The sequence below is a fragment of the Spirillospora albida genome, from assembly GCF_000718255.1.
In the GTDB taxonomy this organism is placed as follows: Bacteria; Actinomycetota; Actinomycetes; order Streptosporangiales; family Streptosporangiaceae; genus Spirillospora; species Spirillospora albida.
Genome location: NZ_JOFJ01000015.1, coordinates 128,763 through 154,693, shown reverse-complemented (window position 1 = coordinate 154,693; position 25,931 = coordinate 128,763). Strand labels below are relative to the sequence as shown.

Below are 25,931 nucleotides of genomic sequence, written 5' to 3'. Positions count from 1 at the left end.
GGCGCGATCCGACGTTCCTCATTCCGAGCGCGATGCGTCGTCGGTCAGGCCGATCAGGTCGGTGAGGACTTCGGAGGTGGTGACCGGGTCGAGGTCGCCGAAGCGGAATGACGTGGGGGCGCCCTTCCTGTAGCTGTAGGGGGACGCGGCGAGCCTGACGTCGACGAGGCGCTGCGCGCCGCCGAGCATGTGGGAGTCGCCGACCGGGATGCCGGGGTCGAGGGTGATCACCAGGTGGCGGTCGGGGGCGACCTGGCGGGAGATCCACTGCTCGATGCCGGCGTCCATCGGGGCCCCGCGCTCCCAGCCGCGCCGGACCAGGCCGAGCAGGCCGCCGACATCGACCCACTCATCCTCGAACCGCGTGAGGCGTCCGGCGGCGCGCTCGTCCTGCGTCAGGCGGTGGACGGGACGGGCGAGCTGAGGGAACGACTGCAGGATCTCGTAGTCGGTGAACAGCTCCGTCCACTTCTTCAGTTCGCCGTCCAGGTCGACGGGGTGGGCGACGCGGATCTCCGCTGTTTCCGGGAGGAGGACGGTGTCGTCGTCGGCGTCGGCGAACGTGCCGTCCTCGGCGACGCGGAAGGAGATCGTGGTTCCGTCGAGCTCGGTGAGCCAGATCACGCGGCGGACGAGATGGCCGAGCAGCGGGTGCCGCACGAGCAGGTCGCCGAACTCGTTGAGCGGCCAGGTCTTGCGGGTCACCATGGCCTGTTCGAGGCGGCGGATCTGGTCTGCGGCGACCGTCCGCGCGTCCTTCTTCAACGCGGAGAACCGCTTGTAGGCGGCGGGGGCCAGCTCCGGGTCGTCCGTGGCGCCGGGCCGGGGCAGCGACTTGCGGAACGCGCCGTCCTCGTCGGCGACCGTCGGCCTCAGCAGCTCGTCGAACCCGATCGTGAACCGGCGCGGGCCGTAGTCGAGCGTGAGGGTGCCGGACGCGTCGAGACCGAAATCCGGGACGAGCCGGTCCGCGAGCCGCTCGGCGCTGAGCCCCAGCTCGGCGGCGAGTTCCTGGATCTTCTCCTGTGCGCGCGTGCGCAGGCCCTTGAACTTCACCCGCTGCGAGATGGAATGCAGGTGCATCAGCGCCGTCTCGGTGCCGATGCCGGCCAGGACGTCCAGGCCGAGGACCGCCTTGGCGTGGCCGCCGTCCCCCGGCCACGCCCGGATCACCGGGGTGAGCCGGCGGACCGTCCCGTCGTCGCCGGTCAGCGCGAGCTGGGTGAGCGCCCAGTTCTCCTTGGAGGGGGCGCCGCACGTCTCCCACCAGCGGAACAGCGTCCAGCCGAACTCGGCGAGGGAGGACGGATCGCACAGCTCCCGGACGACCCGGACGCCCGCGTACTCATCGCCGACCCTCGACATCGCCAGCATCGTCAGGACATGCCCGGCCGCCTCGTCCGGAAGTGCCCGCTCGCGGTCGCGCAGCAGGATCTGCGGCAGCATGCGCGGGGCCGCCCAGCCGGTGTCCGGGATGTTCTTGGGCAGGTCGTCCAAGGGGTCGGCGGCCAGCAGCGCCTCGATCGCGGCGGCGGCCGCCTCGCCGTGGACGCCCGCCGCCTCGATGATCGGCGCGGGCCCGTGCCGGTCGGCGATGAGGCGCAGGGCGGCCTCGGCGGCGCGGCGGGGCGGGCCGGGCTTGCCGAGCGCGTCCGGGATGAGGGCGGGCGCGGCGGCGGCGCCGTGCCGGCGGAACCAGGCGCGGGCCGTCCTGCCGCCGGCCTTGAGGCGGACGAGCCACTCCGCCATGGTCAGCGCGATCTCGTCGGTGAGCAGCGGCAGCAGGTACGGTCCGAGCTCGGACGGCCTGCGGCGGGCGAGGGCGAGGGCGGGTTCGCCGGCGTCCGCCCCGCGGCGCGCGACGAGCGGGCCCAGCCATTCGTGCGCATCCCACGGATCGTGGGGCTCCCAGCTCTTCAGCAGAGGGCGCACCAGCTCGTCCGGGCCCTTGAGCACGAAGGTCTTGCCCTCCCATGCGTAGGAGACATTCCCTGCGGCGAACTGCTCCGCCACCTTGTCGTGGTCGCATTCCCAGAGCCGCATGTGGCTGGGGAGCCGCGCCGCCCAGGTGTCACGTTCGCCCGGCCCCCAGGACACCGCGCGGGAGCCGGGCGCGGTCAGGCCGTTGATGACGACGGGCTTGGCCTTCTTGCGCGGGCGGGTCCACGGCGGCTCGGCCAGCAGGGGCGGCAGGTCGGCGGCGTGCGGAAGGCGCCGGTTCGCGTCCAGGATCTCCCGGATCTTCGCCTGCTGCTCGTCGGGGAGGTCGCGGGACACGTCCTCGGCGATATCCGGGTTGGCGCGGACGTGCGCGGAGAGCAGATCGGCGGCCTGGGGTGCGGCGGCCGCCGCCAGCAGCCGCATCGCGCGGGCCGGGAACCGCCGGGCGGCCACCACGAGGGCGGGTACGGTATCGGGCTCACCGATCCGGTCGAGGAGGGCCTCGAACGCCTCGTCCACCGGCAACCCGGCGAGGAAGTCCAGGATCATGCGAGTGGTGTCGGCGGACCGGCGTCCCAGCGCGCCGGCCAGCAGCGGCACCACCGTCGCGGGGCCGACGCCCTCGATCAGCGTCGCGATCACCTCGCGGTTGCACGTGGTGAAGAGCCCCAGCTTGAGCACCGCGAGCTGGTGCGGCCGTCCGAGCGCGCAGAAGGCCGTCCAGGAGTGCAGGCTTTCGCTTTTCACCCTATCGCGGTGCGCCAGCAGATGCTCGACCCATTCGTCCTGCGTCGGCGCAAGGTAGGCGGTGAGCAGCTCTTGCAGCGGGTGGCGCCGTGCCCCCGCGAGCAGCTCGACGGCTTCCTCGTAGACGTCGTCGGGAGCGACGGCGAGGCGCGTGCGCAGCGACCGGCCGCTTTCCGGGGTCAGCCACCAGTCGTCGCACCGGTCGTCCGGAATCCGGTGCCGGACGATGAGCGTTCGCAGTTCGGCGCGCCGTGATACCGCGGTCGTCAGTCTGTAATCGCCTGCGAACGCCGGGTTCTCCATCCGGATGCCGGCCTGCTCGGTGAAGGCGCGCACGGCGAACGCGATGCCGTGTCCGGCCACCAGGGCATCGGCGAACAGCAGGTCGGGCCGGGGTTCGGACCGCTTTGTCAGCCCGTTGAGCGGAAAGGCGAGGTGCGCGATCGCCGCCGCCCCCAGCGCACTGGACTCCCCACGCAGGTGGGCGCGCGCGGCGTCCGCGATGTCCGGCGCGGTGCCGGGCAGCGCGAGGATGTGCTCGATGTCGTCGCGGACACCGTCCACGAGCGAACGCACCCGCTCCGCCGCGCCCTCGATGAGCGCGGGCACCACCGGCACACCGTCCCGATCCCGCCGGGGATGGACGAGACGCCGCCACGCGTCCGGCATGACCAGGCTGTTCTCGTCGGCGCCCACAGAAGTGATCATGGGCCCACACCGTAGGGCAGCTCACCGACAAACACGACAGGAACCGGCAAAGGACCCACATCCGAGTGGTGCGAGTGAAGCAAGCCAGGGGCGGTGTCGCATCAAGATCGGGGTAATGACACACTTACCCCAGTTTGTCTCACGACGTACTGGTGAGGTGTTCATGAGCGCTACCGTCCAGCCCCCCGAGAGCGTCACCTGGCGGGTCCACATCGACAGGGCCATGTGGGTCGGAGGGGTGCGCAGCCTCATGCTGCAGGCCCTCCACCCCATGGCGATGTGGGGTGTGTGGCAGAACTCCAACTTCCAGGAGGATCCCATCGGGCGCCTCCAGCGGACGTCCGACTTCGTCGGGGTCGCCACGTTCGGGACGCAGGAGGAGATCGACTCCCTCGCCGCCAAGGTGCGGGCCATCCACCGCAGCCTCCGCATCCTCAACCACGACACCGGCAAGACGGAGCGGCTCGACCAGCCCGAGCTGCTGCTCTGGGTGCACTGCGCCGAGGTGTACTCGTACCTGGAGGTCGCCCGGCGGGCGGGGCTGCCGCTCACCGACGCCATGGCCGACAGGTACCTCGACGAGCAGCGCCAGACGGCGACCCATGTGGGGCTCCACGCGGAGGACGTCCCGGGCAGCGTCGCGGAGATGGAGGCCTACTTCGCGGACATGCGGCCGCAGCTGCGGGTCACCGAGGAGGCCGCCGCGACGGTCAGGTTCCTCATGTGGCCGACCATGCCGGAGAACCTCAAGTTCCTCACGCCCGGGAAGCCGGGCTACGCGCCGTTCGGCGCGCTCTGCTACTACTCGCTGCCCGACTGGGCGCGGAAGATGTACGGGGCGCTGCCGGAGGTCCCGCAGCCGGCGGTCACGGCGGCGCTGAAGTCGTTCCGGCTCGCCATGAACGCGATCCCCGAGCGGCTCCACGACTACGCGTTCGCGAAGAACACCCGCGACATGCTGGAGCGTGCCCGCCAGGGGCTCGCCGCGGAAGGCTACGACGTCGGCAAGGGCCTCTACGGCCTGCGCGACCCGCGGCGCTGGCCCGCCCGCACGCCGGTCGCGTCCCGCTGATCCTCCGCGCCCGTCGCGTCCGACCGCGTGGCGTGCTGCGCTCAGCCACTCCGTGAGCGCAACACGCCGCGCGGTCAGGCGTGTCCGCCGGGAGCGCGGTCAGGCGTCCACGGGGAGGGCGGCCCAGGGGTCCTTGCGGGGCGCCGCCTCACGGCCCTCCGGGCAGTGGCGGGCGAAGTCGCACCAGGCGCACAGGTTGCCCGGCCGGGGCGGGAAAAGCTCGTCGTAGGGGGCGTGGTCCGGGGCGCCGTCGCCCCGGCGCGGCTTCGGGACGCGCTTGCGGTAGGCGTCGTCGGCCTCGGACGCCTCCGCGGCGATGCCCTCGGCGCGGCGGATGTGGCGCTGGAGCGTCTCGTCCGTGTGCTCCCAGACGGCCACCTCGCCCGACGGGAGGTGGTGCAGCTCGACGCGCCGGCAGGGGCGGCGCAGGACGCGGGACGACGCCACCGCGTAGATCGCCAGGGCCAGCGAGCCGCGCGCGTCGTCCGGGGTCAGGGGGCGGCGGCCGGTCTTGTAGTCGACGACGACGAGCTCGTCGCCGCGGGCGTCCAGGCGGTCGATGCGGCCCGAGACGGCGATGCGGTCGGTGCGGGCGGCGACGGTGCGCTCCACCCCGACGGGCTCGTCGGACGGGTCGATGCCCGCGACGTAGCGCTCGACCATCTCGCGGGCCCGGTCACGCCATTGCGACGACTGGGCCTCGTCACGGAAGCCGTCGGTGAGCCAGCCGCGCACGAGCAGGGAGCCGGCCGCCTCGGGCGTCCGTTCCGCCAGGGGCAGGCGCCACCAGGCGGCCAGGGCGTTGTGGACGCTCGCGCCGACGCTGTTGTGCGCCCACGGCGGGCCCTTCGGCGGCATCGGACGGTCCAGGTAGGCCATGCGGTACCGGCGCGGGCAGTCCAGCCACGTGTTCAGCCGCGACGGCGTGCACGCGTACAGCCGCTGGGGCATCCCGTCGAAGCCCAGCTGCTCCGCCATGGCTACTCGTCGTTCTCGCGCGCCAGCGCGCCCCAGGTCTCCCAGCGGGCGTCCTCGTCGCCGACCGTGGTCTCCTCGCCCTGGGCCGGGAGGACGCGCAGGTCCTTCGGCAGGGGGGTGATCAGGGCGCCGATCGAGTTCAGCTGCTTGCGGAGGTCCTCGTACTCGCCGCCGATCGAGCCGGGGCGGCCACGGTGCAGGGTGTCACCCGAGAACAGGACGCCGAGCTGCTCGCTGATGACGCTCACGCTGCCGGGGGTGTGGCCCGGCGTGTGGACGATCTCCAGCTGCGCGTCGGCGATCTCGAAGACGCCGCCGTCCTCGAGCCAGATGTCCGGTTCGAGGGAGCGGAGGGCCTTGGCGTCGTCCTCGTCGTCCTCCTCCTTGGCGAGGCGGCCGAAGTAGTCGCGCCACAGGAGGCGGTCGGCGCGGTGCAGGGCGATCGGCGCCCAGTAGTCCTCGTCCTCCTCGCCGGCGGCGGCGACCTCGAGGACCACGCTCAGGCGGTGCTCGTTGGCGTCGGTCAGCAGGACGGCCAGGATCTCGCGATCGGCGACCTTCTCCAGAACCGCCTCGGCGTCGAAGGCCGGGTCGATCACGATGACCTCGGACTCGTTGCCGACGATGTAGGTGTTGCTCTCGACGTCGTGTTCGGTGTCGTCCAGGGTGAGCTTCCCCGACGTCGTCACCTGTTCGATGCGCGCGTCCACGCCACGCACCCTACCGCGCTTCGGGACGGAGGGGCGCGGTCCCGGACGCGGCGTCCCGCAGCGCCTCGTACGCGGCGGGATCGGTGGTCTCGGCGCCGAGCCGGTCGCCGGTGAGGGCGCCGTGGTCGTCGCTGGAGCCGGTGGCGAGAAGGCCGAGGCCGGACGCCAGGCCGCGGAGGCGGGCGCGGTCCTCGGGCGCGTGGTCGGGATGGTCGATCTCGACACCGGTGAGGCCGGCGGCGGCGAGCTCCGCGATGAGGTCGTCGCCGAAGGCGTGGCCGCGGCGGCGGGCGCGGGGGTGGGCGAGGACGCACACTCCGCCGGCGTCCCGGATGAGCCGGACCGCGTCCAGCGGGTCCAAGGCGTGCCGGGTGATGTGGGCGCGGCCGCCGTGCCCGATCCATTCGGGCGTGAACGCGTCGTCGACCGTCGCGACGGCGCCGGCCTCGACCATCGCGCGGGCGATGTGGGGGCGGCCGACCGCCTCGCCCCGGGCGAGGGCCGCGACGGCGTCCCAGGTCACGTCCACGCCGAGTTCCCGCAGCCGGACGACCGTGGCGCGCGCCCGGTGGACCCGGTCGTCCCTGATGCGCGCCAGTTCGGCGGCGAGGCCGGGGTGGAGCGGGTCGAAGAAGTACCCCAGCATGTGCAGGCTCCTCCCGTCCTGCTTGCAGGAGAGCTCGATGCCGGGGACGAGCGTGAGGCCGTCCGGGAGCGCGGCCGCGGCCTCGGACCACCCCGCGGTCGTGTCGTGGTCGGTGAGCGCGACGACGTCGAGGCCCTTCGCGCGGGCGCGCCGCACGACCTCGGCGGGCGGCCGGGTGCCGTCGGAGACACTGCTGTGCGCGTGGAGGTCGACCCGCATCAGGGCTTCGCGTCGGGTCGCGCGTCGAGGAAGGGGCTGTACGCGCCGTACGGCAGGTCGAGCTCCATGCCGGGTTCGCGGAGGTCCAGGAGGTTCTGGGGCTCCAGCATCAGGACGCCCGCCTCGGCCGGCCACAGGATCACCCACAGCCAGTTGCCCATCGCCTCGCCGACGTAGGCGGCGCGGTCGGGTGCGGAACCCACGGCCCACATCGGGACGCAGTGCCCGGACGTGGCGGCGGGGCCGCTTCTGACGTCGAGCTTCACGTGCGGCGGGTCGCCGTCGAAGCCCTGGCCCGGGTCGGGGCCGTCCAGTCCGGCGTAGTGGGCGCCGAGGCCGATGCCCGGCTCCTCCGCGATCACCAGCATGTCGGCGGGGCCGCTGAGCAGGCCGGGCCCCGACAGCGCGACGACGGTGGCGCGCGCGCCGGTGCGCTCGTCGCCGGCGGTGGCGAAGCCGGTGATCAGCCAGCCGCGGGGCAGCGGCCAGGGCGTCCAGACCGGCACCCGGGCGTCACGCAGGACGGCGGAGAGCCCCTCGGCGCAGGGGCGCCTGGGCGGCTGCCAGGGTAGGACGGCACCGTGGACGCCGCAGCTCCAGTCGCTCGACCAGAGGTTCGGCGCGTGCAGCGGACCCGCGCATCGCGGGCATGTCGGCTCCGCCCTCATGATTACCCACACTGCGCGGAGGCCCGGTGCCCCGTCAAGGTCGGCCGGGCAGCCGGATGCAAAAGGGGGACAAAATCGGGAAGATGAGAATTCGTTGCGTCGGCGGGATCGTCCGCGATGGAGCCGGGCGGCTGCTGCTCGTCAGGAGGGCGAATCCGCCGGCGGCGGGCCTGTGGTCCGTGCCGGGCGGACGGGTCGAGCCCGGCGAGGACGACGGAGCCGCCGTCGCGCGCGAGCTCCGGGAGGAGACGGGCCTGGAGGTGTCCATCGGCGCGTTCGTCGGAACCGTCGACCGCGACGGTCCGGGCGGGATCGTCTACGAGATCCACGACTACGCGGCCACGGTGACGGGCGGCGCCCTGCGGGCGGGCGACGACGCGGCCGACGCCCGGTGGTTCGCGCCCGGCGAGCTAGGAGATCTTCCCGTCGCTCCGGGCGTCCTCGACGCGCTCAGGCTCTGGGGTGTCCTCGGCGGGGACTGACACCGGGACGGAAACGTCCTCGGCCGGCGGCGTCACCGTCCGCACGCCGCACCGGCGGGCCAGCACCAGGACGCCCGCCGCGAACAGCACCATGGGCACGATGTCCGCCACGACGACCTGCCAGGGGACGTCGCCCTGCTCCACCTCGAGATCACCGACCCCCGCGGGCAGCAGGAACGCGATCCAGTTGTTGAACACGTGCAGGGCGATGGCGGCTTCCAGCCCACCGGTGCGGACCGTCAGCCACCCGGCGATCGCACCGAAGAAGAAGATGTCGAGGATTCCCCAGCCGGTGTAGCCGTGCAGCGAGGTGAACAGCGCCGCGCTGATGACGATGCCCGGCCACGGGGTCCCGAACACGGCGCCGAACACCCGTCCGACCCTGCCCTTGAGGTTCTCCAGGGTGCAGGCGCCGATGCCCTGGATCAGCCAGCCGCGGAACACGTACTCCTCCGCCGCCGCCTGGAACGGCACCAGCAGAACGATCGTGACCATCGGCATGAGGAATCTGGCCCACCCGACCCAGTGCTCGTCGCCCCCCGACGTGTCGTCGGTGAGCGAGGCCACGATGAGGCTCGTCACGTACGCGGCGGCGCAGTACCCGATCGCCAGGACGGAGCAGACGCCCAGCCAGCGGCGGCGCAGGCGCCCGGTGACCGAGGACAGGGTCCCCGGCCGGCGCCGCTGGACCCACCGCGCGACGAGCAGCGTGACGGGGAGGAACAGCGCGAGCGTCCCGAGGTTGAAGGCGAGGTCGACGGTCTCGTCCCCGGTGATCGTGTCGCCGTCGCCCGACTCCGGGATCCCGCCCGTGGCGATGACGACGCCGACGAAGACGACCACCATCAGCGCCATCGAGAGGGCGAAGCCGCCCGCCACGATCGCCAGCGAGCCGACGAGCGGACGCCACCAGCGGTGCACCGCCGTCCGGGCCATCCGGTGGTACGGGACGCCGGGCTCGGTGTCCACCGTCCATGGCCGCTTCTCCTGCGGCTCTCCGTAGATCCCGTAGCGCCCCTGGTACGGGCCGGGCGGGTACGGGTACGGGTGCGGGTGCGGCGCCTGCGCCTGCGGCGGCACGTACGGGTGCGCGACCTGCGGCGGCACGTACGGGTGCGCGCTGGACGGCGGCGCGTACGGCTGGGCGGGCCCCGGCTGCGGAGGGTCCGCCGGGGCCGGGGGGGCGGCGGGGCGGTCGAGTTCGGGGTCGACCGGAGCCCAGCCGTCATCGTTCCCGGGTTCCGGCACGCCTCGCCCCTTCCGCAGGTCCGTTGGTGAGAGTCATCGTAGGGGTCCTGCGGCTCAGGACGGCGCGGGCGGCTCGAACCGCTTCGTCCGCGCCAGCCCGGCGGCGCGGCCCTTCGCGGCGATGACGAGGGCCATCTTGCGGGACGCCTCGTCGATCATCTCGTCGCCCAGGGTGGCGGCGCCGCGGCCCTCGACGCGGGTGCAGTGGTCGTAGGCGTCGAGGATCAGCTCGGCGTGGTCGTAGTCGTCCTGGGACGGGGAGAAGACCTCGTTCCCCGCCTCGATCTGGGACGGGTGCAGGACCCATTTGCCGTCGAACCCGAGCGCGGCGGAGCGCCGCGCGGCCCGGGTGAACGCGTCCACGTCCCGGACGTTGAAGTAGGGGCCGTCGATGGCCTGCAGGTCGTGCGCGCGGGCGGCCATCAGGATGCGCATCAGGATGTAGTGGTAGGCGTCGCCCTCGGTGTAGCCGGGCGGCTGCTCCCCCACGACGAGCGTCCTCATGTTGATGGACGCCATGAGGTCGCCCGGTCCGAACACGAGGGACTCCAGGCGCGGGGACGCGGCGGCGATCGCGTCGATGTTCACCATGCCGCGGGCGTCCTCGATCTGGGCCTCGATGCCGATGCGGCCGACGGGGTACCCCATGGCCTTCTCGATCTGGGTGAGGAGCCGGTCGAGCCACTGGACGTGGGTCGCGTCCGACGCCTTCGGCAGCAGTATCGCGTCGAGGTTCGCCCCGGCCCCCTCCACGACCTCGATGACGTCGCGGTAGGCCCAGTGGGTCTCGAGGTCGTTGATCCGGACGGCGCGGATCCTGCCCGTCCAGTCGCCCTCGTTCAGGGCGGCCACCACGGTCCTGCGGGCGCCCTCCTTCGCGGACGGCGCGACGGCGTCCTCCAGGTCGAGGAAGATCTCGTCGACGGGGAGCCCCTGGGCCTTCTCGATGAAGCGGGGGTTGCTGCCGGGGACCGCGGAATGGGCACGGTGTCGGAGACGCCGAATGGGCACGGTGTCGGAGACGCCGAATGGGCACGGTGTCGGAGACGCCGAATGGGCACGGTGTGAGAGCCTGCGGGGATGGGTGAGCTCAACGGCGGCGGGCTGGACACGGGCGGGCTGGACACGGGCGGGGTGAACATGGCGCTCGTGGAGGAGGCGGCCAAGAAGTCGGGCCTGCTGTGGCTGGACGTGCCGGGGCTGCCGCAGCCGCGCGCGGCGTGGCATGTGTGGCACGAGGGGTCGGCGTACGTGCTGACCGGCGGGGAGGGCGAGCAGCCGCTGCCGGGGCTGCCGGAGGCCGACCAGGTGACGGTGATCCTGCGCAGCAAGGACAAGGGCGGCAGGCTCGTGTCCTTCGTGGCGGACGTCGGGCGGGTCGAGCCCGGCACGGAGGCGTGGGACGAGATCGTGCCGGTCATGGCGAAGGAGCGGCTGAACGCCGCCTCCCACGAGGGGCAGGTGGAGCGGTGGGCGACCGACTCCTACGTGATCCGCCTCACCCCCGCCGCGCCCGCGGTCCAGGCGCCGGACGGCTACGCCACCGTCCGCCCGGTGCCGACGCCCGCGACGACGGCGGGGCCGCCGCCGAGGATGATGGGCGGCAAGAAGCGCCGCGTGGACCGCTGAGCCGGCGCGCTACACCACCAGGTCGCGCCCCTCGGCGATGGACCGGAGCTTGTCGGGGTTGGAGACCAGGTAGACCGCGCCGACGCGGCCCGTGCCGTCCACGTCGAGGGTGAGGGCCACGATGGGTCCCTCCGGGCCGTCGATCACCACGCCGGGGGCGCCGTTGACGTCCACGACCCGGAACCGCTGGTCCTCGGCCCGCACGCCCGCGTAGTCCCGGCCCGCGATCGCGGCGAAGAACCTGCCGACCTTGGCGGCGCCGTGGATCGTGCGGCGCGCCGCGCGGACCTTGCCTCCGCCGTCGCTCCACAGCGTCACGTCCGGCGCGAGGACCTCCATCAGCCGGTTGATGTCGCCGCCGACCGCCGCGTCGATGAACCGGTCGGTCGCGGCGCGGCGCGCGGCGCCGTCCGCGGTGTAGCGGTGGCGGCGCGCCTCGACGTTCCTGCGGGCCCGGGTCCCCAGCTGCCGGACGGACGCCTCCGAGCGCTCGAGCGTCCGCGCGATGTCCGCGTACGGGAATCCGAAGACGTCCTTCAGGACGAACACGGCCCGCTCCAGGGGGCTCAGCGTCTCCAGCACGACGAGCATCGCCATCGACACCGATTCGGCGCGCTCGGCGTCCTCCGCGACGTCCGGGGAGGTGAGCATCGGCTCCGGCAGCCACGGCCCCACGTACGTCTCCCGCTGGACGCGCGCCGACCGCAGCCGGTCGAGCGCGACGTTCGTCGTGATGCGGACGAGGTACGCCTTGGGGTCGGCGACGCCGGACCGGTCGGCGGAGGACCAGCGCAGCCACGCGTCCTGCACGGCGTCCTCGGCGTCGGCGGCGGTGCCGAGCATCCGGTACGCGACCGCGAACAGCAGGCCGCGGTGCTCCTCGAAGATCTGCGTCACATTCACGACGGTACGCGTCCCGGGTCAAAAGGGAGATCATGGGTACGGTCGGCACATGAGCGGAGCCACCTCGCGCGTGTTCATCGCCCGGCTCGCCGGGGTCGCGGTGTTCGACCCGGCGGGCGACCAGATCGGCCGGGTGCGGGACGTCGTGGTGTCGCTGCGGATCGCGCCGCGCCCCCCGCGCGTCCTCGGGCTGGTCGTGGAGGTCGCGCCGCGGCTGCGCCCGGTGTTCGTGCCGATCACCCGGGTGACGGTGTTCGAGGCGGACGCGATCGTGTTCGACGGGCGGCTGAACGTCCGGCGGTTCCACCAGCGCGACTCCGAGACCCTCGTGATCGCGGAGCTGCTCGACCGGACGGTACGGATGGTCGGGACCGGTGAGATGGTCTCGGTCGTCGACGTCGCGATGGAACCGACCCGCACCCGTGACTGGCTGGTGAACAAGGTCGCCGTCCGGGTCCGGCGCGGCGGGGGCCGGGGCGGCGGGCGCGGGCTGCGGCGGCGCGGCGAGAGCCGCATCGTCGACTGGGACGCGGTGGAGGGGTTCGCCGCCGTCGAGCACGGGCAGGGCGCGGCCGGGCTGATCGCCGCGTTCGGCCAGATGAAGGCCGCCGACCTCGCGAACATCGTACACGAGCTGCCGGAGAAGCGGCGGACGGAGGTCGCGGCGGCGCTCGACGACGAGCGGCTCGCGGACGTCCTGGAGGAGCTGCCGGAGGACTACCAGGTCGAGATCCTCGGCAAGCTGGAGGTGGACCGGGCCGCGGACGTCCTGGAGGCCATGGGGCCCGACGACGCGGCGGACCTGCTCGGCGAGTTGCCCACCGAGCAGCGGGAGCGGCTGCTGACGCTGATGGAGCCGCAGGACGCGGCGCCCGTGCGGCGGCTGCTGACGTACGCGGAGGAGTCGGCGGGCGGGCTGATGACGACGGACCCGGTGGTGGTGCCGCCGGACGCGACGGTGGCGGAGGCGCTCGCGCAGATCCGCAACCCCGACCTCAACCCGGCGCTGGCCGCGCAGGTGTACGTGTGCCGCCCGCCGACCGCGACGCCGACCGGCCGCTTCCTCGGCACGGTCCATTTCCAACGGCTGCTGCGGGAGCCGCCGCCGACCCTCGTCTCCGGGATCGTCGACAACGAGCTCGACGCGCTGCGCCCGACGATGTCACTGGAGGCGGTCGCGATGTACTTCGCCTCCTACAACCTGGTCGCGGGGCCGGTCGTGGACGAGAACGGCCATCTGCTCGGCTCCGTGACCATCGACGACGTGCTCGACCATCTGCTGCCGGAGGACTGGCGGGAGGCCGTGATGGACGCGGCCGGGGCCGCCCCCCACCTGCCGGAACCGGATCCTGAGGAGGAGGCCCTCCGGGGGACGACGCCATGACGACGACACGCCTGGACCAGCCGCGGGAGATCCGCCGCACCCTGATGCCCCGCCCCCACTACGACCCGGAGTCGTTCGGGCGGCTCTCCGAGCGGATCGCCCGGTTCCTCGGGACCGCCCGGTTCCTCGTCTACATGACCTGCTTCGTGGCCGTGTGGATCTGCTGGAACCTCATCGCCCCCGCGTCCCTGAAGTTCGACCCGTACCCGTTCATCTTCCTGACCCTGATGCTGTCGCTGCAGGCGTCCTACGCGGCGCCGCTGATCCTGCTGGCGCAGAACCGGCAGGACGACCGCGACCGCGTCCAGTACGAGCAGGACCGGACGCAGAACGAGCGGTCGATGGCCGACACCGAGTACCTCACCCGGGAGATCGCCGGGCTGCGGCTGGCGCTCAACGAGGTCGTCACCCGCGACTTCCTGCGCTCGGAGCTCCAGCAGATCCTCAAGGATCTGGACGGCAAGGACCAGCACCCCACGCTCTCCTGAGCCCCCGCGGACAGGCCCCGGTGGACGGGCCTAGTGGACGGGCAGGGGCTCGTCGGCGAGCTTGTCGAGGAGCCGCCCGAACGTGCGCAGGTCGTCCTCGTCCAGGCGGCTGAGCATGTGGTCGCGGACGCCTCGCAGGTAGGTGGGGGTCGCGGCGTCGAGCCGGGCCCGGCCCGCCGGGGTGAGGACCGCGAACAGGCCCCGCGCGTCGCTCACGCACGACTCGCGGCGGACCAGGCCCTCGCGCTGCAGCCGGTCCACGAGCCGGGTCAGGCCGCTGCGCGACAGCAGCACCCGGTCGGCGAGGTCGTTCATGCGGAGCCGCCCGTCCGGTGTCTCCCCGAGGTGCGTCAGCACGTCGTAGGAGCCGAGGGCGAGGTGGTGCTCGGCCAGCAGGTCGGCCTGGAGGTGGCGGGAGATCTGCACCTGGGCGCGGAGCATCGTCCGCCACACGGTGAACTCGGCGGCCGAGAGGGCGCTGGACGACGGGCTGGACGGCGCTGTCACCCCCCGATCGTACGGCGCCGGACCCGCCCGCGCGACGACCGCGCGCCCCGCCCGTGACCTGCGGCACCTGTGATTCCCCCAACCTGGGTCGCAGGCACCGCCCGGCGGTCCATACCATGGACGCATGCCCACCCAGTTGACGACCGAGCAGGTGACCGCGGCCCTCGCCACGGTGATCGACCCTGAGATCCGCAAGCCCATCACCGAGCTCGACATGGTCAAGAACGTCGACATAGCCGAGGACGGCACCGTCGGCGTCGGCATCTACTTGACCGTGGCCGGGTGTCCCATGAAGGACACCCTGCGCAAGGGCGTCACCGAGGCCGTCTCCCGCCTCGACGGCGTGACGTCCGTCCAGGTGGAGCTGGACGTGATGAGCGAGGAGCAGCGCAAGGACCTGCAGACCAAGCTCCGCGGCGGCGAACCGGCCAAGGAGATCCCGTTCGCCAAGCCGAACTCGCTGACCAAGGTGTACGCGGTCGCGTCCGGCAAGGGCGGCGTCGGCAAGTCGTCGGTCACCGTGAACCTCGCCGCGGCGCTCGCCGCGCAGGGCCGCAAGGTCGGCGTCGTCGACGCCGACATCTACGGCCACTCGGTGCCCCGCATGCTCGGGGTCCAGCACCCGCCCACCAAGGTCGCGGACATGATCATGCCGCCGTCCGCGCACGACGTGAAGGTCATCTCCGTCGGCATGTTCACCGCCGGGAACCAGCCGGTGGTGTGGCGCGGGCCGATGCTGCACCGCGCGCTGCAGCAGTTCCTCGCCGACGTCTACTGGGGCGACCTCGACGTCCTGCTGATGGACCTGCCGCCCGGCACCGGCGACATCGCGATCTCCGTCGCGCAGCTGCTGCCGTCCGCCGAGATCCTCGTCGTGACGACCCCGCAGCAGGCCGCCGCCGAGGTCGCCGAGCGGGCCGGCGCGATCGCCGCCCAGACCCACCAGCAGGTCGTCGGCGTGATCGAGAACATGTCGTACCTGACGTGCGCGCACTGCGGCGAGCGCCAGGACATCTTCGGCTCCGGCGGCGGCCAGAGCGTCGCCGACGCCCTGACGAAGACGCTCGGCACCCGCGTCCCCCTCCTCGGCCAGGTCCCGATCGACCCGCGCCTGCGCGAGGGCGGCGACGAGGGCACCCCGCTCGTCCTCGCCGACCCCGACGCCGAGGCGGCCAAGGAGCTCCGCAAGATCGCCGACTCGCTCGGCGGCCGCAGCCGCGGCCTGGCCGGCATGTCCCTCGGCATCTCCCCCAAGGGCCGATGACCGGCACCGCGTGACAGTACGGCAGAGGCCCCGTCCGATCGGACGGGGCCTCTGCCGTACGGGCCTCGATCAGGTGGCCTCGCTGTCGAACGGGGGGCGCTCACCCGATTCCAGGGCGCCCGCCGGGGCCGTCGCGTAGGACGGCTCGTCCGGGAAGTGGTCGCCGTTCGCGGTGTAGGGGTCGTCGTCCTCGAAGAGGTGCTTGCGGACGAAGGTCTTCGGGTTCAGGTCGGTCAGGTCGAAGTCCTTGAACTCCGGGCCGAGGCCCGCCTGGAGGTCGGACTTGGCGCTGTTGGCCATCGTGCGGAGCTGCCGGAGCGTCCGGCCCAGCTGCCCGGCGGCCTGGGGCAGCTTGTCGCCGAAGATGACCAGGGCGAGCACGACGAGAACCGCCATCTCGCCGAGTCCGACGTCGAACAAACCGTCCTCCAGAGAGCCGCGCCCGGGGCCCGCGCCGACCGGACGCTCACAGCGTATCCCCATGTTCCGGGCGCGGGCTCCGCATGACCGCGTCCCGCATGATCCGTTCACCCTCCCGACATGATGCGAGGGCGATACGGCGCGGGGCCGGGCCGTGATTTCGGCCCGGCCCCGCATCCGCGTCGTCGCGGTCAGTTCGCGGCGGCGAGGGTGACCTCGACCGTCGCCTCCCTGCCCCCGCGGACATAGGTCACCACGACCTTCTCGCCGGGGGCGCGGCTGCGGATCTGCGCGGCGAGGTCGGCCGGGCCGTCGATCACGTGGTCGCCCAGCTTGGTGATCACATCGCCGGGCTTCAGGCCCGCGCGCTCGGCCGGGCCGCCCTTGACGATCGGTTCGATCCCGTTCTGTGAACGCTCGGCGATCTTCACGCCGGGGCCGGCGAACGTCTGGTCCATGCCGATGCCGATCTGGGCGCGGCGGGCGGAGCCGGTCCGGATGATCTCCTCCGCGACCCGCTTGCCCTGGTTGATCGGGATCGCGAAGCCGAGCCCGATGCTGCCGCTCGGAGTGTCGCCGCCGAGGCCGCGGCTGCCGAGGGTCGCGATCGCGGTGTTGATGCCGATCACGCGGCCCTGGCCGTCGACGAGCGGGCCGCCGGAGTTGCCGGGGTTGATCGCCGCGTCGGTCTGGATCGCGTTGAGCACGGACGCGTCGCCGCCGTTCTCGCCGCCCGTCGGGACGGCGCGGTTCAGCGAGCTGACGATGCCGGTGGTCACCGATCCCTGCAGGCCGAGCGGGGAACCGATCGCGATGACCGGGTCGCCGACGGCGATCTTGCTGGAGTCGCCGACCTGGAGGGCGGGCAGCGAGTGCTGGCCCTCCGGCTTGAGGACCGCGACGTCCGAGCTGGGGTCGGTGCCCTTGATCGTGGCGGGGAGCGTCTTCTTGTCGTGGAAGACGATCTGGATCTGGCCGTTGCCGCCGGCGCCCTCCACCACGTGGTTGTTGGTGAGGATGTACCCGCCGTTGACGATGAAGCCGGTACCGGCGCCGCCCTCGCCGTTGCCGCCCTGCACCTTGATCATCACGACGCCGGGCAGGACGCGCCGCGCCACCCCCGCGACGGAGTCCGGCGGGCGCGCGGGCACCTTGGTGTCGCCCTCGGTCCCGCCGCCGAGGCTGACCGGGCCGCCGTCGTCCTCACCGCCGGTCGCGATGACGCCGATCCCGGCGCCGACGGCGCCGGCGACCAGCGCCACGATCAGCGCGACCGCGGCGAGCAGCCCCAGCCCGGGGCCGCCGCCGGAGGACGAGGGCGGCGCGGGCACGGGCGCCCAGTTCGGGCCGCCGGGCGGCGGGCCGCCGAACGCGCCCATGGGACGCGGGCCGGCGCCGGGCGGCGGGCCCATCGGCGCCTGCGGCGGGCCCATCGGAGCGGGCGGCGGACCCATCGGGCCGCGTCCGGGCGGCGGGCCCTGGTGGTGCGCCTGCCAGCCGTACGGGGCGCCGTGGGCGCGCGGGTCGTCGTGATGGGGGACGAATCCGGGGCGGGGCCGCCCGTCGTCCGGGCCGTCCGCGCGGAGCGGCTTGTCCAGCGCCACGGGAGGCGGCGGCTGGGGCATGTCGCGCGGCGACACGTCCTGGAGGGGCACCTCGCGCGGCCCGTCCGGCGGCGCGAACCCCCCGGCGACCAGCCGGTCGCCCGCGTCCCGGTCGGCGGGGTCGTCGCCCGCGGGGAACGCCTCACCGTCGCGCGCACCCGGGTCACCGGGACCCGGGTCGGCCAGTCCCAGCCCGGCCAGGCCGGCATCGGCGCGCCCCGGTCCACCGGGACGCTCCGCCGCCTCGTCGGCGTCCTGCGGTGTGCTCCACGACCCGGCGCCCGGCTCACCTGCGGCGGCTTCGCCGTCGGCCCGCTCACCGGCGTCCGGGAGGGTGTTCCATGTCCCGCCGGAGGCCGGCTCGGCGGGGTCGTCCACCGGGAGCCCCCGGTCGGTCACCGTCTCGGGAGGAGCGACCGGCTCGGCCCGTTCGGCCCCCGCGGCGTCCTGATCCTCAAGCCGCCCCCCGGCCACCCCGCGGTTGTCTTCCGTCATCCCCATCTCTCCTGCCGAGCATGGTTCTCCATCATCCCTGCCCATGGTGCCCAGTAAGGCATGTGGCGAGCATAAGACCCCGACTCAGTCGAAAGGACCGGCCGCCGAGCCTATCCGGCGCGCCCCCCGCGTGACACGGGTCCAGAACGACGTCCTGTCACGGGACAGCTCCGCGGCGACCGCTACCGCCGTGCTCGGCGGCGCGTCCGTCACGACGGTGTAGACGTATCCGCCGCCCGCCGCGACCGCCCAGCGGCCGAGGGACTCGCGGCGGAACACCGTCCGGCCCCGCCGCTCGGTGCGCCGCCAGCCGCCCGCCGCCGTCATGGCGCGCTCGTCGAGGCCGCCGCGCTGCACGAACACCGACACGGCGGCGAGCCCGTCGGAGTAGCTGAGGTGGACGGCGCCGCGCGCGCCCCGGCGGGCGTCGTAGCGGCTGAGCCGGCCGGGCAGCTCGTCGGGGACCGGCCAGCCGTCGGCGCGCATGGCCGCGACCTCCGCGCCCGTCAGTTCGTCCGGCCACATCGACAGGGTCGTCGCGGAGTTCGGGACGACCTGCTCGTCGAGCCGGCCGGAGCCGCGCCCGGACCCGCCGGCGAGGGCGGGCACGACCCGGGGCGCGCCGAGGCCGAGGCGGATCTCGGTGAAGCCGGACGCGACGACCCTGCGGCCGGTCGCGTCGATCAGCTCCCGGTACAGCATCAGGCCCGTGTCGGCGTCGATCCAGAACCGCCCGGCCGGGGTGCCGTCGGCGCGGCGGGCCTCGACGACCCGGGCGCGGCGGCCGCAGATCGCCGTGTCTCCGGCCCGCACCACCGAGTAGTTGCGGGTCAGCAGGGCGAGCGTGGCCGCCGTGAACCCGGCGGTGTCGCCGGTCGCGGCGCTGTCGGGGTAGGCCCCGGCGCCCGCGTCGCCCTCGTACCGGACCACGCCGCCCGGCGTGTGCGCGACCGCGGCGTGCGACGTCACGGCCCGGCCCCGGTTCCAGGTGGTGAGGAAGCGGCGGCCCTCGTACGGAACGCGGCGCGCGGCGTCGGCGGCGCCGCGCAGCAGCCCCACGGCCCCCGGGTCGCTCGGCGCGCGGCGCGCGGGCGCGGGCTCGCCGGCGAGCGCGCCGGCCAGGGCGAGGAGCCCGGCCAGGCCGCAGGCCAGGAGCGCGCGGCGGCGGTCGCGTCCGGTCACGGCCCCGTGGAGGCGTGCAGCCGCGCGGCCGGGTCGGTCAGGGGGTCGGTCAGCGGGTCGGTGAGCGGCGCGTCCCCGGTCGTGAGGGCGTGCTCGATCGCGAACCGGTCGAAGGCGGGCGTGACGGCGGGCGCCTCCTCCCGGCCGCCCGCGCTGTAGGAGGCGGCGCCCAGCCCGATGAGCAGGGAGGCGGCGCCGGCGACGAGGTAGCGGGACCGCGGACGGTGCTGCGCGAGCCCGCCGGCCGCGGCCGGGCGGGCCGCCGGACGGTGGGTGCGCGGACGCCCCACCGGGGACGTGCGCGCGGGGCGGCCGGACCGCACCGGGCGCGAGTGGGACACGGCGGACGGCATGGGAACGGGATTCGGCACGACGAGATCGGGCCGCGTCACCCCGGCGGCTCCCGGATCGCCCGCGCCGGGCCCGGAGGGGTCCCGGCCGGCGCCGCGGGGAGCGGACGCGCGGCGATCGTCCGCGCCGAGGTCGAAGGAGGCCGGGTCGAGACCGGCGGCATCCAAGCGGGCGGCGTCGACGGCGGCGGGGTCGGAAGAGGCCGGGTCGCGAAGGTCGTCCGCGCCGACGGCCAGGAGGCGGGACATGAAGTCGGCGGACGGGCGCTCCTCGCCGCCGGGGGCGGAGGCGCCGAGGCCGCGGAGGCGGCCCTTCAGCCGCCGGAGCTCGTCGGCCTCGGCCCGGCACTGGGCGCAGCCCGCGAGATGGGCGAGCACGCGGTCGCGCTCCTCGTGTCCCAGCTCACCGTCGACCAGAGCGGTCAGACGCTCCCCCAGACAACTCACGCGGCTCCCTCGTCCATCCGTTCCGGTCACGCGGGGTCCCTGCGCCCGCGCGGTCAGCTCAGTCCTGCTTCGCTCGGTCCTGCTCTACTCGGCCCGGCTCCGCTCGGTCCCGCTCAGCTCGGAGCGGCTTCCGGCGCGGGCCGGGCATGTCCATTGTCCGCCGCCCGGAAACCGTTGCGCGTACCGGGGCGGCGGCGGGTCGGCGCGCGGTGCTCCAGCGCGGTGCGCAGCTGGGCGCGTCCGCGGTGGATCCGGCTGCGGACGGTGCCGAGCTTCACCCCGAGCGTCGCGGAGATCTCCTCGTACGACAGGCCCTCGATGTCGCACAGCACGACGGCGGCGCGGTACTCGGGCGGCAGCGCGTCCAGGGCAGCCTGGACGTCGGCGTCGAAGTTGGTGTCGTCGAACGCCTGCGCCGGGGTCGGCTCGCGGCCCTGGAGGCGTTCGGCGGCGTCGTCGGCGAGCCCCTCGAAGCGGATGCGCTGGCGGCGCCGCGCCATGTCGAGGAACAGGTTGGTGGTGATGCGGTGCAGCCAGCCCTCGAACGTCCCCGGCGTGTAGTTCGCCAGGGAGCGGAACACGCGGACGAAGACCTCCTGGGTGAGGTCCTCCGCGTCGTGCTGGTTTCCGGTCAGGCGGTAGGCGAGCCGGTAGACGCGGGTGGAATGCTCCCGGACCACCTCGTCCCACGACGGCGGTGCCCATTCGGCCTCGGGTGCGTTCGCGCGCGCGTCGGCCCCCGCAGCCCCTCTGAGACTCAGTGCTGCGACTCCCATGGTGCCGGGCTGTTCCTCTCTGCTGGACCAAGGCGGGCGCCCTGGAACTCGCCGTACGGCACGTCCCGTACTGGCACGGTCACGCCTGGGCTGGGGCGGTTGAGGACCGACGTGTTCGACGTCCTTTAGAACGCGCTGGGACGCGAGTTGGTTCCCCGTCAGCGATATGGTCTTTCCAGCATGAGCCAGGCGGGGGTCCCGCGAGGAGGCAGCCATCGACGCCATTCAGGCCACCGCGGCCTACGTGGAGGAATACCTCCCCGAAGACGAGCCGCTGCTGAACGCGCGGCGGCGCGGGGAGGAGATCGGCGCGGTGCCGATCGGCCCGGCGGGCGGGGCCGCGCTGCGCTTCCTCGCTACCCTGATCGGCGCCCGGACGGTCGTCGAGGTCGGCACCGGCTGCGGGGTGTCCGGCATCTGGATGCTCCGCGGCATGGCGAAGGACGCGGTGCTCACCAGCGTCGACATCGAGCCCGAGCACCAGCGGCTGGCGAAGCAGGCGTACCGCGAGGCGGGCCTCGGCGGCACCCGCACCCGGATGATCATCGGGCCGGCGCTGGAGGTGCTGCCCCGGCTCACCGACGGCGCCTACGACATGGTGTTCTGCGACGCGGTGAAGCAGGAGTACCCGCAGTACCTGGCGGACGCGCTGCGGCTGCTGCGCCCCGGCGGCGTCGTCGCGTTCGACAACGCGCTGTGGCACGACCGGGTCGCCGACCCCGACCGGCGCGACCCCGACACCGAGGCGATCCGCGAGGTGCACCGGATGGTCCGTGACGACGAGCGGCTCGTCCCGCTGCTGCTTCCCGTGGGCGACGGCCTGCTGTGCGCCGTGCGGACGGCCTGACCGTGTCCGGCCCGCCCCGTCCCGGCTCCGAGACCCCCGGTTCCGACACCACCGGTACGGGGACCGCCGAGCCGGACGCGTTCGCCGTCCGCGACCGGATCACGTGGCGGGCGGCCGGGCAGATCATCGCGCTGCTGATCCTGTTCGCGGCGTCGGCGGCGTTCGTGTCGGGCGGCGTGATGGGCGGCGCGGACGTCGGCGGCGTGGCGTTCACGCTGCTCGGCGTCGCCGGGCTCGCGCTGTTCGGCGCGGGCCTGCTCATGGCGGCGGGAGGCGTCGTCGCGCGGCGTCCGGTGCTGGAGTTCTCCGCCGACGGCGTGCGCCGTCCGCCCCGCTGGCCGGTTCCGCTCCGGAGGGCGCGGACGCTCCCGTGGGACGACGTCGCCGCGATCGCGGCGCTGCGGCGCGGCGTGCCGGGCGGTCGCCGGGGCGAGCTGGACTACGTGGTCTTCCTCCCGACCGCCGAGCTGGCCGAGATGGCGCGGACGGCGGAGCGACCGGCGCTGGTGACGCTCACGATGCGGGACGTCCCGGCGACCGCCGCGGCCGTCCCGTGGTGCTTCGCGGTCGGGCCCGGCTGGGACGCGACACTCCCGCAGATCGTCAAGCGCGCCCGGCGGCACCGGGCCGTCCCGGTGATCGACCGCCGCGGCAGGTGATCGACCACCGCGGCGGGTGACCGAGGCCGGCGGCCGACCGGCCCGGGTGGGGCGTCCCGTGATCGGGTCAGGCGGGTGCCAGCCAGTCGAGGAGCAGGCGGGTGCCGTAGCCGGTCGCGCCGCGGGTGATCTCGGCGTCGTCGGACGTGGCGCGTCCGGGACCGGCGATGTCGAGGTGCGCCCAGGAGCGGCCGCCGACGAACTCGCGCAGGAACAGGGCGGCCGTGATGGAGCCGGCGCCGTAGCCGCCGCGGCCGATGTTGTTGATGTCGGCGACGTCCGAGTCGAGCGCGGGACGGTAGTCGTCGACGAGCGGCAGGCGCCACAGCGGCTCCCCCGCGCGCGCCCCCGCCTCGGTGAGCGCGGCGGCGAGGGCGTCGTCGGTGGCGAACAGGGCGCCGTGGCGGAGGCCGAGCGCGACCTTCGCGGCACCGGTGAGCGTCGCCACATCCACGATCACGTCGGGGTCCAGCTCGGCGTCGGCGTAGGCGAGCGCGTCGGCGAGGACGAGCCGGCCCTCCGCGTCGGTGTTGAGGACCTCGGACGTCGTGCCGCCGTAGTGCGCGATGACGTCGCCCGGCCGCATCGCGGACCCGGACGGCATGTTCTCCGCCGCCGCGACCAGCCCCGTCACGCGGGCGCGGACACCGAGGCCGCGGAGGGCGCTCATGACCGCGAGGACGACACCGCCGCCCGCCATGTCGGTCTTCATCGTCTTCATGCCCTCGTTGGGCTTGAGCGAGAGGCCGCCGGTGTCGAACGTGATGCCCTTGCCGACGAGGACGACGTGCCTGTCCGGCGTCCCGTCCGGGATGTGGGAGACCTCGATCAGGCGGGGCGGGCGCGCCGAGCCGGCGCCCACGGCGAGGATCCCGCCGAAGCCGCCGTCGGCCAGGTCCCTCTCGTCGCGGACGCGGACGGTCAGCCCGCCGCCCTCCGCGATCCGCCGGGCCTCGGCCGCCAGCCAGGCCGGGTCCTTCTCGCCGGACGGGGTGTTCGCGAGGTCGCGGGCCAGCGCCGCCGCCGCCGCGCGGGCCGTCCCGCGCTCGATCGCGGGGGCGTCGGCCTCCGGACCGGCCTCCGTCAGCACGGCCAGGGTCGCGAGGGGCTGCTTCCCGCTCGGAGAGCCGATCTTGAAGGTGTAGGACGCGAGCAGCGCGCCCTCCACGAAGGCGGCGAGGTCGCCCGCCGGGACGCCCGCCACGAGGGCCGTGCGGCCCCTGCCGCGGCGCGCCAGCGCCGCCCCCGCCTTGCGCAGGTCGGCCGGTTCCGCGTCGCCGACCCCGTACAGGAGCAGTTCGCGGACGCGGTCGCCCACCCGCACCTGGGTGGCGGTGATCTCGCCGGGCTCGCCCTTGGCCCGGTGCAGGTCGAGCAGCTCGTCCAGCGTGAACGGCAGACCGGACGCGACCTCGGCGGCGGGCGCCACGGGGCCGGACCGGACGGGCACCGCCACCACCTCGGCCCCGAGGTCGGCGGCCGTCCGCGACACGGTGCCGCCCGCGCCGCGCACTCGGGTCTCGATGGGCATGGTGGTGCTCCCCCTGATGTCGCTCTGAATCGTTCCGGACGCGGCATTCGCCCCCAGGAGACGGCAATGGCCCCGGCGGCTCCGCCGGGACCGTCACCGAGGGCGGGCGTTTCTAGCCCACGACGTCCTTGAGGGCCTCGCCGAGCTCCTTGGCCTCGTCGGCGGACAGCTCGACCACGAGACGGCCGCCACCCTCCAGCGGGACCCGCATGACGATTCCGCGTCCCTCCTTGGTCACTTCGAGCGGACCGTCTCCCGTCCGCGGCTTCATCGCCGCCATGCGTGCATCCCCTTCCTGCCGTTAGGGCCGCGTGGGGCCTCCGGGCACCGTTGGCCGCGTGGCCGCCTGTCGCATCCGCGTCATCAGTAGTGGTCCATTATCTCGTCTTCCGGGCGCGAAGTGGTAACGATCAGCCTCCAGATCGGAAGACTGGTCGCATGAACGCTCGTTCGGCGCTGTTCGATCTGTACGGGGACCACCTCCGCGAGCGGGGCGGAAAGGCCCCGATCGCCGCGCTGGTGCGCCTGATGGCGGCGCTCGGCATAGCCGCCCCCGCCGTCCGTACCGCGGTGTCGCGGATGGTGCGGCAGGAGTGGCTGGAGCCCGTCCGGCTGCCGCGGGGTCCCGGGTACGCGCTCACCCCCCGCGGCCTGCGGCGGATGGACGACGCGGCGCAGCGCGTCTACCGGGACCTCGGCCCCTGGGACGGGCACTGGCACGTCCTGGTGGTCGAGCGCGTCCGGGACCGGGCGCGCCGCGACCGGCTGACGGCGGGCCTCGCCTACCTCGGGTACGCGCGGCTGGACGAGGCGACCTGGATCGGGCCGCGGGCGTCCCCGGAGCTGGATCCGCTGCTCGCGGCGGAGTCCGTCCGCGCGGAGCGGTTCCGCTCCGCGTACGAGGGCGACCCGCACGGGCTCGTCGCGCGGGCCTGGGACCTGGACGGCCTCGCCCGCGCCTACGAGCGCTGGCTCGCCGGCGCGCAGGCAGCGCTCGCCGCCGCGCCGGAGACGGACGAGCAGGCGTTCGCGCAGCGCAGCAGGCTCGTCCACGAGTGGCGCAAGTTCCTGTTCAGCGACCCGGGCCTGCCCGCCGAGCTGCTGCCCGCCGGCTGGCCGGGGACGCGGGCGGCGCGGTTCTTCGACGCGCGGGCGGGACTGCTCTTGCCCGCCGCCTCCCGGTTCGTGGAAGGTTGCCTGGGAGGATGTGACGATGAGCCACGCGACTGACACCGTCCTGTACGACGTGACCGACGGTGTGGGAACAATCACACTGAACCGGCCCGCCTCGATGAACTCTCTGACGGGTGAGGCCAAGGACGCGCTCCGCGCCGCCGTGGAGCGGGCCGCCGCCGACGACACGGCGCGGGCGGTGATCCTCACCGGGGCCGGCCGGGCGTTCTGCGCGGGCCAGGACCTCCGCGAGCACGCCGACAACCTCGCGGCGGGCAAGGGGCTGGACGACACCGTCCGGCGCCACTACAACCCGATCGTGCTCGGCCTCGCGGGTATGGCGAAGCCGGTGGTCGCGGCCGTGAACGGCGTCGCGGCGGGCGCCGGGATGTCCCTCGCGCTGGCGTGCGACCTGGTGGTCGCGGCCGACACCGCGAAGTTCACGACGGCGTTCACGGGCATCGGCCTCGCGCCCGACAGCGGCATCTCGTGGACGCTCCAGCGCCTCGTGGGCCGCGCCAAGGCCGCCGAACTCCTTCTGCTCGGCGGCACCCTCAAGGCCCAGGACGCCCTCGACCTCGGCCTGATCAGCCGCGTCGTCCCCGCCGACGAGCTCGCGCCCGCCGCCGTGGAGCTGGCCCGCCGCCTCGCCGAGGGCCCCACCGCCGCCTACGCCGCGGTGAAGTCGGCCCTGGACACGGCCGCGTCCGCCACCCTCGCGGACGCCCTCGAACGCGAGGCCGTCCTGCAGGACGAATGCGCGGGGACCGCCGACCACCAGAACGCCACCGAGTCGTTCCTCAAGAAGGAGCGCCCGACGTTCCAGGGCAGGTAGAGGAGGTTCGGCGGCGGC

At 74.1% G+C, this 25,931-nt stretch carries 26 protein-coding genes; 10 read left to right on the top strand and 16 right to left on the bottom strand.

Features of this window, described 5'->3' with window-relative positions:
* Positions 1-18 precede the first annotated feature (18 nt).
* Positions 19-3,396: a DUF4132 domain-containing protein gene (locus tag IE99_RS0120385; RefSeq protein WP_037559776.1), complete on the bottom strand. Its 3,378-nt coding sequence runs from the start codon at positions 3,394-3,396 to the stop codon at positions 19-21.
* Between the two features lie 163 nt (positions 3,397-3,559).
* Here IE99_RS0120385 and IE99_RS0120380 point away from each other — a divergent pair, with 163 nt between their 5' ends.
* Positions 3,560-4,468: an oxygenase MpaB family protein gene (locus IE99_RS0120380; RefSeq protein ID WP_030173101.1), complete on the top strand. Its 909-nt coding sequence runs from the start codon at positions 3,560-3,562 to the stop codon at positions 4,466-4,468.
* 99 nt (positions 4,469-4,567) lie between these two features.
* On the opposite strand, the gene IE99_RS0120375 is transcribed toward IE99_RS0120380, so the two are convergent.
* Genes IE99_RS0120375 through IE99_RS0120360 form a run of 4 tightly spaced genes read right to left on the bottom strand, consistent with a single transcriptional unit; the run spans position 4,568 to position 7,689 of the window.
* Complete coding sequence (locus IE99_RS0120375; RefSeq protein WP_030173098.1) at positions 4,568-5,446, bottom strand: RecB family exonuclease; 879 nt, start codon at positions 5,444-5,446, stop codon at positions 4,568-4,570.
* Positions 5,447-5,448: 2 nt separating this feature from the next.
* Positions 5,449-6,156, bottom strand: coding sequence for an MBL fold metallo-hydrolase (locus tag IE99_RS0120370; RefSeq protein WP_030173093.1), 708 nt, complete (start codon positions 6,154-6,156; stop codon positions 5,449-5,451).
* Positions 6,157-6,166: 10 nt separating this feature from the next.
* Positions 6,167-7,021 carry a PHP domain-containing protein gene (locus tag IE99_RS0120365; protein ID WP_030173090.1) on the bottom strand — a complete coding sequence of 285 codons (855 nt, stop codon included), beginning with the start codon at positions 7,019-7,021 and terminating at the stop codon, positions 6,167-6,169.
* Positions 7,021-7,689 carry a DUF6758 family protein gene (locus IE99_RS0120360; RefSeq protein WP_030173087.1) on the bottom strand — a complete coding sequence of 223 codons (669 nt, stop codon included), beginning with the start codon at positions 7,687-7,689 and terminating at the stop codon, positions 7,021-7,023. The genes IE99_RS0120365 and IE99_RS0120360 overlap by 1 nt, the downstream gene beginning before the upstream one ends.
* An 83-nt stretch (positions 7,690-7,772) precedes the next feature.
* Between IE99_RS0120360 and IE99_RS0120355 the strand changes: the two genes are divergently transcribed.
* The gene (locus IE99_RS0120355) at positions 7,773-8,171 is read left to right on the top strand and encodes an NUDIX hydrolase (protein WP_030173084.1); all 399 of its coding nucleotides are present in this window, start codon (positions 7,773-7,775) and stop codon (positions 8,169-8,171) included.
* Here IE99_RS0120355 and IE99_RS0120350 read toward each other — a convergent pair.
* Together IE99_RS0120350 and IE99_RS0120345 are read right to left on the bottom strand one after the other, a co-directional pair.
* Positions 8,100-9,419 (bottom strand): CPBP family intramembrane glutamic endopeptidase, encoded by a 1,320-nt coding sequence (locus IE99_RS0120350; RefSeq protein WP_051712885.1) that lies wholly within the window; start codon positions 9,417-9,419, stop codon positions 8,100-8,102. The genes IE99_RS0120355 and IE99_RS0120350 overlap by 72 nt on opposite strands.
* A 54-nt stretch (positions 9,420-9,473) precedes the next feature.
* Positions 9,474-10,424, bottom strand: a complete 951-nt coding sequence (locus tag IE99_RS0120345; RefSeq protein ID WP_030173078.1) for an HpcH/HpaI aldolase/citrate lyase family protein — start codon at positions 10,422-10,424, stop codon at positions 9,474-9,476.
* Between the two features lie 75 nt (positions 10,425-10,499).
* Between IE99_RS0120345 and IE99_RS0120340 the strand changes: the two genes are divergently transcribed.
* The gene (locus IE99_RS0120340; RefSeq protein WP_245623284.1) at positions 10,500-11,048 is read left to right on the top strand and encodes a hypothetical protein; all 549 of its coding nucleotides are present in this window, start codon (positions 10,500-10,502) and stop codon (positions 11,046-11,048) included.
* Positions 11,049-11,057: 9 nt separating this feature from the next.
* On the opposite strand, the gene IE99_RS0120335 is transcribed toward IE99_RS0120340, so the two are convergent.
* Positions 11,058-11,945, bottom strand: a complete 888-nt coding sequence (locus IE99_RS0120335) for an RNA polymerase sigma-70 factor (protein ID WP_051712908.1) — start codon at positions 11,943-11,945, stop codon at positions 11,058-11,060.
* A gap of 55 nt (positions 11,946-12,000) precedes the next feature.
* Between IE99_RS0120335 and IE99_RS0120330 the strand changes: the two genes are divergently transcribed.
* Complete coding sequence (locus IE99_RS0120330) at positions 12,001-13,335, top strand: magnesium transporter MgtE N-terminal domain-containing protein (protein ID WP_030173069.1); 1,335 nt, start codon at positions 12,001-12,003, stop codon at positions 13,333-13,335.
* Positions 13,332-13,823, top strand: coding sequence for a DUF1003 domain-containing protein (locus tag IE99_RS0120325; protein ID WP_037559775.1), 492 nt, complete (start codon positions 13,332-13,334; stop codon positions 13,821-13,823). The genes IE99_RS0120330 and IE99_RS0120325 overlap by 4 nt, the downstream gene beginning before the upstream one ends.
* A gap of 30 nt (positions 13,824-13,853) precedes the next feature.
* On the opposite strand, the gene IE99_RS0120320 is transcribed toward IE99_RS0120325, so the two are convergent.
* Positions 13,854-14,330, bottom strand: coding sequence for a MarR family winged helix-turn-helix transcriptional regulator (locus IE99_RS0120320; protein ID WP_030173062.1), 477 nt, complete (start codon positions 14,328-14,330; stop codon positions 13,854-13,856).
* 124 nt (positions 14,331-14,454) lie between these two features.
* On the opposite strand from IE99_RS0120320, the gene IE99_RS0120315 reads away from it, so the two are divergent.
* Positions 14,455-15,594, top strand: a complete 1,140-nt coding sequence (locus IE99_RS0120315) for an Mrp/NBP35 family ATP-binding protein (protein ID WP_030173058.1) — start codon at positions 14,455-14,457, stop codon at positions 15,592-15,594.
* A gap of 69 nt (positions 15,595-15,663) precedes the next feature.
* Here IE99_RS0120315 and IE99_RS0120310 read toward each other — a convergent pair whose 3' ends face one another.
* From IE99_RS0120310 to sigE, 5 genes are all read right to left on the bottom strand, one after another.
* Positions 15,664-16,014, bottom strand: a complete 351-nt coding sequence (locus tag IE99_RS0120310; RefSeq protein ID WP_030173055.1) for a sec-independent translocase — start codon at positions 16,012-16,014, stop codon at positions 15,664-15,666.
* Positions 16,015-16,205: 191 nt separating this feature from the next.
* On the bottom strand, positions 16,206-18,113 hold the full coding sequence (locus tag IE99_RS29520) for a S1C family serine protease (protein WP_051712883.1): 1,908 nt from the start codon (positions 18,111-18,113) through the stop codon (positions 16,206-16,208).
* Positions 18,114-18,197: 84 nt separating this feature from the next.
* Positions 18,198-19,295: a sigma-E factor regulatory protein RseB domain-containing protein gene (locus IE99_RS0120300; RefSeq protein WP_030173048.1), complete on the bottom strand. Its 1,098-nt coding sequence runs from the start codon at positions 19,293-19,295 to the stop codon at positions 18,198-18,200.
* The gene (locus IE99_RS32760) at positions 19,292-20,092 is read right to left on the bottom strand and encodes an anti-sigma factor family protein (RefSeq protein WP_211258872.1); all 801 of its coding nucleotides are present in this window, start codon (positions 20,090-20,092) and stop codon (positions 19,292-19,294) included. The genes IE99_RS0120300 and IE99_RS32760 overlap by 4 nt, the downstream gene beginning before the upstream one ends.
* A gap of 113 nt (positions 20,093-20,205) precedes the next feature.
* Positions 20,206-20,868: an RNA polymerase sigma factor SigE gene (sigE, locus tag IE99_RS0120290; protein ID WP_245623283.1), complete on the bottom strand. Its 663-nt coding sequence runs from the start codon at positions 20,866-20,868 to the stop codon at positions 20,206-20,208.
* A 244-nt stretch (positions 20,869-21,112) separates the two neighbouring features.
* Between sigE and IE99_RS0120285 the strand changes: the two genes are divergently transcribed.
* Together IE99_RS0120285 and IE99_RS0120280 are read left to right on the top strand one after the other, a co-directional pair.
* On the top strand, positions 21,113-21,715 hold the full coding sequence (locus tag IE99_RS0120285) for an O-methyltransferase (RefSeq protein WP_051712881.1): 603 nt from the start codon (positions 21,113-21,115) through the stop codon (positions 21,713-21,715).
* Entirely contained in the window at positions 21,694-22,374 is a 681-nt protein-coding gene (locus IE99_RS0120280; RefSeq protein WP_084219701.1) for a hypothetical protein, read from the top strand. Before IE99_RS0120285 ends, IE99_RS0120280 begins: the two co-directional genes overlap by 22 nt.
* A gap of 67 nt (positions 22,375-22,441) precedes the next feature.
* Here the strand turns inward: IE99_RS0120280 and IE99_RS0120275 are convergent, their stop codons facing one another.
* Positions 22,442-23,905: a leucyl aminopeptidase gene (locus IE99_RS0120275; RefSeq protein ID WP_030173033.1), complete on the bottom strand. Its 1,464-nt coding sequence runs from the start codon at positions 23,903-23,905 to the stop codon at positions 22,442-22,444.
* A gap of 112 nt (positions 23,906-24,017) precedes the next feature.
* Positions 24,018-24,185, bottom strand: coding sequence for a DUF3117 domain-containing protein (locus IE99_RS31370; RefSeq protein ID WP_083980698.1), 168 nt, complete (start codon positions 24,183-24,185; stop codon positions 24,018-24,020).
* Positions 24,186-24,343: 158 nt separating this feature from the next.
* On the opposite strand from IE99_RS31370, the gene IE99_RS0120265 reads away from it, so the two are divergent.
* Both IE99_RS0120265 and IE99_RS0120260 read left to right on the top strand, forming a co-directional pair.
* Complete coding sequence (locus IE99_RS0120265) at positions 24,344-25,135, top strand: PaaX family transcriptional regulator (RefSeq protein WP_030173029.1); 792 nt, start codon at positions 24,344-24,346, stop codon at positions 25,133-25,135.
* Positions 25,119-25,913 (top strand): enoyl-CoA hydratase-related protein, encoded by a 795-nt coding sequence (locus tag IE99_RS0120260; protein ID WP_030173025.1) that lies wholly within the window; start codon positions 25,119-25,121, stop codon positions 25,911-25,913. The genes IE99_RS0120265 and IE99_RS0120260 overlap by 17 nt, the downstream gene beginning before the upstream one ends.
* Positions 25,914-25,931: the final 18 nt, after the last annotated feature.